This window comes from Streptococcus sp. CL5.50 (genome assembly GCF_049738015.1).
In the GTDB taxonomy this organism is placed as follows: Bacteria; Bacillota; Bacilli; order Lactobacillales; family Streptococcaceae; genus Streptococcus; species Streptococcus mitis_CA.
On the sequence record NZ_JBKOTR010000017.1, the window covers coordinates 26,076 to 33,077 of the forward strand.

6 protein-coding genes and 1 pseudogene are annotated in these 7,002 nt (G+C 35.7%); all 7 read left to right on the plus strand.

The window, feature by feature from the left end; translation table 11 throughout:
* Nucleotides 1-151: 151 nt before the first annotated feature.
* The 7 genes and pseudogenes from ACLNCV_RS09085 (at nucleotide 152) to ACLNCV_RS09115 (ending at nucleotide 6,928) form a co-directional block, all read left to right on the plus strand.
* Nucleotides 152-948: pseudogene (locus ACLNCV_RS09085) on the plus strand (formate/nitrite transporter family protein).
* A 147-nt stretch (nucleotides 949-1,095) separates the two neighbouring features.
* Nucleotides 1,096-2,376, plus strand: coding sequence for an O-acetylhomoserine aminocarboxypropyltransferase/cysteine synthase (locus tag ACLNCV_RS09090; protein ID WP_261057117.1), 1,281 nt, complete (start codon nucleotides 1,096-1,098; stop codon nucleotides 2,374-2,376).
* Nucleotides 2,377-2,471: 95 nt separating this feature from the next.
* The gene (locus tag ACLNCV_RS09095) at nucleotides 2,472-3,746 is read left to right on the plus strand and encodes a DUF2130 domain-containing protein (protein ID WP_261057118.1); all 1,275 of its coding nucleotides are present in this window, start codon (nucleotides 2,472-2,474) and stop codon (nucleotides 3,744-3,746) included.
* A 25-nt stretch (nucleotides 3,747-3,771) separates the two neighbouring features.
* Nucleotides 3,772-5,004, plus strand: coding sequence for a hypothetical protein (locus ACLNCV_RS09100; protein WP_049543551.1), 1,233 nt, complete (start codon nucleotides 3,772-3,774; stop codon nucleotides 5,002-5,004).
* Nucleotides 4,997-5,800, plus strand: coding sequence for a hypothetical protein (locus ACLNCV_RS09105; protein WP_049543609.1), 804 nt, complete (start codon nucleotides 4,997-4,999; stop codon nucleotides 5,798-5,800). Before ACLNCV_RS09100 ends, ACLNCV_RS09105 begins: the two co-directional genes overlap by 8 nt.
* A gap of 91 nt (nucleotides 5,801-5,891) precedes the next feature.
* Nucleotides 5,892-6,095 (plus strand): hypothetical protein, encoded by a 204-nt coding sequence (locus ACLNCV_RS09110; RefSeq protein WP_033681688.1) that lies wholly within the window; start codon nucleotides 5,892-5,894, stop codon nucleotides 6,093-6,095.
* A 14-nt stretch (nucleotides 6,096-6,109) separates the two neighbouring features.
* Nucleotides 6,110-6,928: a hypothetical protein gene (locus ACLNCV_RS09115; RefSeq protein ID WP_238393762.1), complete on the plus strand. Its 819-nt coding sequence runs from the start codon at nucleotides 6,110-6,112 to the stop codon at nucleotides 6,926-6,928.
* Nucleotides 6,929-7,002 lie beyond the last annotated feature (74 nt).

A 7,002-nucleotide genomic window follows, 5' to 3' on the forward strand; every position in this document is an offset into this window, starting at 1 on the left:
TCTAATAACTAAAACTTCTAAAAGCTTATTATTAAAACAATGTAAACGATTGCTGGATTTATAAATTTATTAAAAATGCAATTAGGAAAGGCTTTTCATTATATCTATTTTATGTTATAATTATCACAAATAAAAGTTTTAGGAGTTTATTATGGTTTCTTCAGAATTTATCTCAAAGATTGAATTTGCTTGCAAGAAGAAGGAAAGTCTTTATAGTCAAAGCAAATTTAAGTATGCGATTCGTTCCATGTTTGCAGGTGCATTCTTAACTTTCAGTACAGCTGCTGGTGCAGTTGGGGCTGACTTGATTAATAAAATTGCACCAGGTAGTGGACGTTTCCTATTCCCCTTTGTCTTTGCTTGGGATTGGCCTACATTGTTTTCTTGAATGCCGAGTTGGTAACATCAAACATGATGTTCTTGACTGCTGGTAGTTTCTTGAAAAAAATCTCTTGGAGAAAAACAGCTGAGATTTTACTTTACTGTACCTTGTTCAACCTTATTGGGGCCTTGATAGCAGGTTGGGGCTTTGCTCATTCGGCAGCCTATGCACATCTGACTCACGATAGTTTCATCTCAGGGGTTGTTGAGATGAAGTTAGGCCGCTCAAATGAATTAATCTTGCTTGAGGCAATTTTGGCAAATATTTTCGTAAATATTGCGATTCTTTCATTTGTTTTGGTCAAAGATGGTGGTGCCAAACTATGGCTTGTGTTGTCAGCGATTTACATGTTTGTATTCTTAACAAACGAGCACATCGCTGCGAACTTTGCTTCTTTTGCGATTGTGAAATTCAGTGTTGCTGCGGATTCAATTGCTAACTTCGGTGTTGGAAATATGCTTCGTCACTGGGGTGTAACCTTCATTGGAAACTTCATTGGTGGTGGTCTCTTGATGGGTCTTCCATATGCCTTCCTCAATAAAAATGAAGATACTTATGTAGATTAAGAAAATGAGCACGATTGAGTCGTGCTTTTTTCATTTTTAAAATAAGGTAATAGCTATTTCTTATATCAAAATATAGAAAACTGATATTGGTAAACTATACCTTAAGGTGCTACAATATCCTTAATGAAACTATATGGAGGTCGCCTTATGACTCGTGATTTTAAATTTGAAACTTTGCAACTACATGCTGGTCAAGTTGTGGATCCAGCTACCAAGTCTCGTGCAGTGCCGATTTATCAAACAACATCCTTCGTTTTTGATGACACGCAGGAAGGTGCTGATCTATTTGCCTTGAGAAAACCAGGGAATATCTATACTCGCATCACCAACCCTACAACAGCTGCCTTTGAAGAAAGAATCGCTGCTCTTGAAGGTGGTGTTGGAGCTCTTGCAACAGCATCAGGTATGGCCGCGGTTACTTATACGATTTTGGCGCTTGCCCATGCTGGTGACCATGTAGTAGCGGCATCAACTATTTACGGTGGAACTTTCAATCTCTTGAAAGAAACCCTTCCTCGATATGGTATCACAACAACCTTTGTGGATGTGGATAATTTGGAGGAAGTGGAAGCAGCGATCAAAGACAATACCAAACTTGTTCTGATTGAAACATTGGGCAATCCCTTGATTAACATTCCTGACTTGGAAAAACTGGCTGAGATTGCTCATAAGCATCAGATTCCACTTGTTTCTGACAATACCTTTGCAACTCCTTACTTGATTAATGTCTTTTCTCACGGTGTAGATATTGCCATTCACTCAGCGACTAAGTTTATCGGTGGGCATGGTACGACTATTGGTGGAGTGATTGTCGATAGCGGTCGTTTTGACTGGGAGGCTTCAGGGAAATTCCCTCAATTTGTTGACGAAGACCCAAGTTACCACAATTTGAGTTATACTCGTGATGTGGGTGCAGCAGCTTTTATTATCGCTGTCCGTGTTCAATTGCTTCGTGATACAGGTGCGGCATTGTCTCCATTTAATGCCTTTCTCTTGCTCCAAGGACTTGAAACTCTTTCACTTCGGGTGGAACGCCATGTGCAAAATGCTGAGAAAATTGTTGATTTCCTTGTCAACCATCCTAAGGTAGAAAAGGTCAATTATCCAAAACTTGCTGATAGTCCTTACCATGCCTTGGCTGAGAAATACCTTCCAAAAGGTGTGGGTTCAATCTTTACCTTCCATGTCAAAGGTGGGGAGGCAGAAGCACGTAAGGTAATTGATCATTTAGAAATCTTCTCTGACCTAGCAAACGTGGCAGATGCTAAATCTCTAGTTGTCCATCCAGCAACAACCACTCACGGTCAATTGTCAGAAAAAGACCTTGAAGCAGCAGGTATCACACCAAACCAAATCCGTTTGTCTATCGGACTTGAAAATGTAGATGATTTGATCGAAGATTTGCGCTTGGCCTTGGAAAAAATTTAAAGAAAAAGAAGATAAACAGTGGGTTTCGACTCACTGTTTTTGATTTTCCCTCAGGCATGATATAATGGATACAGAAATCTAGAAAGAGGAAAGTTATGAACGAAATCAAATGCCCCAACTGTGGGGAAGTCTTTACAGTAAATGAAAGTCAGTATGCCGAACTTTTGTCCCAAGTGAGAACAGCAGAGTTTGATAAGGAATTGCACGATCGGATGAAGCAGGAACTGGCCTTGGCTGAGCAAAAGGTCATGAATGAACAACAGTCTAAACTAGCTCAAAAAGACCAAGAAATTGCTCAATTGCAGAATCAAATCCAAAACTTTGATACAGAAAAAGAATTGGCCAAGAAAGAGGTTGAACAGATAAGCCATCAGGCCTTATTGGCTAAGGACAAGGAAGTACAGGCCTTGGAAAACCAATTGGCGACCTTGCGTTTAGAGCATGAAAATCAACTGCAAAAGACCCTTTCTGACCTAGAAAAAGAACGGGATCAGGTCAAAAATCAGCTCCTACTGCAAGAAAAGGAAAACGAGCTTTCTCTTGCTTCAGTTAAGCAAAACTATGAAGCCCAGCTTAAAGCAGCCAGTGAACAAGTCGAATTTTATAAGAATTTCAAGGCACAGCAGTCTACAAAAGCTATCGGGGAAAGTCTGGAACACTATGCAGAGAGTGAGTTTAACAAGGTACGCAGTTTTGCCTTTCCAAATGCCTACTTTGAGAAGGATAACAAGGTCTCTGCGCGTGGTTCCAAAGGCGACTTTATCTTCCGTGAGAGTGATGAAAATGGAGTCGAAATCATTTCCATCATGTTTGAGATGAAAAACGAAGCGGATGGAACAGAGAAGAAGCACAAGAACGCGGATTTTTACAAGGAATTAGACAAGGACCGTCGGGAGAAGAACTGTGAATATGCCGTGTTGGTGACCATGCTTGAGGCCGATAACGACTACTTTAACACAGGGATTGTTGACGTCAGTCACGAGTATGAAAAGATGTATGTGGTCCGTCCTCAGTTCTTTATCCAGTTAATTGGGCTCTTGAGAAATGCGGCGCTTAATTCTCTAAAATACAAGCAGGAGTTGGCCTTGGTTCGCGAACAAAATATTGACATTACGCATTTTGAAGAAGACTTGGATGCCTTTAAACTAGCCTTTGCCAAGAACTACAACTCTGCTTCAACCAACTTTGGTAAAGCAATCGATGAAATCGATAAGGCCATAAAACGGATGGAAGAGGTTAAAAAGTTCCTAACAACATCTGAAAACCAACTCCGTCTGGCTAATAATAAGCTGGAAGATGTCTCTGTCAAGAAATTGACACGTAAAAATCCAACCATGAAAGCGAAGTTTGAAGCACTGAAGGGGGAGTAGTATTACCTTAGAAACAGGAGTTCCTATGAAAAAAACTTTGAAATTTTCGGATATCTATATTGCATATTTACCACTAGTTGTGTTTCTTCTTAATCTCCTATATGGTCTTTTAAATATTGAAGGGGTAGGTGACTCAGACTCAAGATATAGTTTATTATTTGGTGTTTTTGGCCTTGTTCCAACAGTCTTAGGCTACGGAATTAGCTTTTTAGCCAATCTTATTGTAGGTATAACTTATGTGATAAAGGCAAAAAATCGAACGAAATGTCTGATTGCATTCCTATTGATTGGCAATATTTTTTTAGCAATTTTTCTGATGTTTGTGCTAAGATTTAAAATGATCGTTTCCTTTGACTTTATAAAAGATATTGACCTTTGGAGTTTCATTTTTTCATTATTTTTATTTCCGTATTTAGATTGGATTTATCAAAAGGTTGAGTACAATCAAAAAGTGAGTAGATTTGTAGTCATTATAGTATTAGCGGGAACTCTTTCTCCATTTCTAGGCAGTGAAATTCAAACTTACTTGAGAAATAATGCCAAAGTACAACAATTACAAGAGTTTTATCATTCTAGGGGGTTGAACTACGAATTAACACTTAAGTCTTCATACTATGATAGTAATATTTCCGATGTAGGTGTCTTTGATGTTTTCGATAAGGGAGTTACATTAAAAGTGGGTGCTAAGTACACGCGTCAAAAATTGAAATATGTTACTTTCATTGATCAAGACTACGGCCTAAAGGAATTTATAGAAAATGCTGTTTCAAGTGATGAAGCTCAAATAGTTCTAAAAGATTTTAAGTCAGTAGTAGAAGATGCTATAAAAAAGAAAGGTTATGATTTATCTGTATTTGATGCTGAAGATCAACCATTAGCTAGCCCAGGTTTTCAAATATCACGTTCGTTTAGAATCACTTCTTTTATTAAAGAAAAAGCAGCTCAAAATCAAAACTCATCTAGTCCAGAAAAACAAGCATTTGGAGGATATGCAGCAATTTCTCTTAAAGACTATATGAAAGAGGGAGCCCTTCGTTTATGTTTAACACTTAGTGAACGTGACAAATTGAAGTTAGATGACATTGATTTTTCAGGACTTTCCGATGGACACTACATGATCAATAATGACTATTTTATAGTTAACAACGGAATGTATACAATAGTTGAAGATGAAGGTGATTTTGAAAATTTTTTACTGAGAGAATCTAGTAAACAATTTTATTCGGAGGATTTTTATAAAATTGAAAAGCTTGATTAAATTATTAGCAAATAAAGATGTAAAATTTCTTTATAATATTTGTATTCGATTATCTTCATATTTATTAGTTGTTGCAGTTTATATAGCAATTTTGGGTTTGTTTTTATTGTTTAAACAGAATATTATTGCAGTACGTTATCTGTTATTTTTGTCGGTATTATTTATAGTTATTGGCATCTTTTTAAATTTATTGACATGGAAAGTTCTTCTATATTGGAAGGTGGTTTTGATTGATTTTAAGAAATATCAATTTTTCTTTGAATACAATGTTAGTCATTCCAATAAGTTTAATAAGAAATTTAATGAAGTAAGTTTTGAATTAATCACAGGAGAATTATCTTACCTCAGAGGAGATTTTTTATTATCACTTAGTCAATATTCAAATATCAATCTTTCTAATATTTCTAAAAAAAATAGAAAAATATTTGAATTGAAGAAATTATATTATAATTTTCTATCTTCTATCCATATTCAAGATGAGCAAAATATTGCTTTCTTTGAGGAACAATTGTCCAAGGCGCCAGATTCGAAAGATGGTAAGGCTAAACTCGTTGCTAAAGCTCAAGCCATAAAAGATATTGTGTTCAATAAAGAAGCGAACGACTACTTCGACATTACTGAACCAGAAAGTAAGTTAGCTAGAATCATGTTTTCTTATTATGGCGCTCTCAATGCCCAATTAAAAGGAGATGAAGCTCGTGCTCGTAGTTTGTTTGAAAGTATCGTCCATGAAAATCCAGAACTCTTTTGTGTACAGGAAGCGAAGAAATATTTAGGAAGTAATAATGTTTCCTAGTACCTTTCGTTTAAATTAAGTAAAAGAGAGTAACCAGGTCCAACAAGACTACGCAACAGTTAAAACGACTAATGAGACGGGGGTAAGAACGGTGGATCATCTCACCCAAATTTCAAATACAACTGGTGAGGTAGTTGGTAGTGCTTTTAATTGGGTTGTAGAGCATCCAGTTGAAACGATTGGACTTTCTATTGTAACAGTTGGGACGATTCTTGCTTTTTCTACTGGGGTTGGTGAGGTAGCAACTGCTGTGGTTGAATTATTTGTAGGAATTACTGCGTTATTTAATAGCTAGTTATGGAGTGTTATATGAAAAGGACTATAGAAATTATTAGAACATGGTCAGCTGATAAAATTGAATTAATTTTTCTTAAAATTATATTTAAATATTTGCTGTATTTTTTAGTGTTTTCAACAGTAATGTTTTATGTTTATATTTTTAACCATTCATCGACCACTTACACAAAGGTATTAACAGTATTTCTTGTCCTTCTTATATTGTTTATTCTTCTATCTAAATTATTACTAGATAGGGCTTTAATTGAAATTTTATTTGAGGATATCAATTTAACAAAGTATCAGGATATAGTTGCTAGAGCTGATGCAAATTCTTTAAATAGAAATGTTCAGATTCTTCCAAAATATTTGGCAAATGCAAGAGTATCCTTTTATAGAGGACACTTCCAAGATAGTTTAGAATTGCTGAATAAAATAAAAAATAGTAATCTAAAAAAATTCAAAAGTCTCTACTATATATTTCATATCAAGTATTATAGCATCCTAAACTTGGTTCATTTGAATGATTATTTAGAATTGCAAGAATTAATGGTAGAAATAGAAGAACTAACAAGTAATGTTCAATCGCAATTTTTAAAATATCAGAAAGAAATTTTGAGTTTAAAGGCTATTGTTGATATCTATTGCAATAAAAAATCAAACGACTACTTCGACACCACCAAACCAGAAAGTAAGTTAGCTCGAATCATGTTTTCTTATTACGGAGCTCTCAATGCCCAGCTAAAAGGAAATGAAGCTCGTGCTCGTAGTTTGTTTGAAAGTATCGCTCATGAAAATCCAGAACTCTTTTATGTTCAGGAAGCGAAAAAATATTTAGAATCAGTGAAATGAGAGTAATATATGAGATTAGTAAAAAAAATAGTTGGTTCGGCGACAGAAAACACTCTTTTACAACTTGATAGGGT

Coding starts and splice junctions, on each gene's coding strand:
- ACLNCV_RS09090 (WP_261057117.1), top strand. CDS start 1,096: ATGACTCGTGATTTTAAATTTGAAACTTTGCAACTACATGCTGGTCAA.
- ACLNCV_RS09095 (WP_261057118.1), top strand. CDS start 2,472: ATGAACGAAATCAAATGCCCCAACTGTGGGGAAGTCTTTACAGTAAAT.
- ACLNCV_RS09100 (WP_049543551.1), top strand. CDS start 3,772: ATGAAAAAAACTTTGAAATTTTCGGATATCTATATTGCATATTTACCA.
- ACLNCV_RS09115 (WP_238393762.1), top strand. CDS start 6,110: ATGAAAAGGACTATAGAAATTATTAGAACATGGTCAGCTGATAAAATT.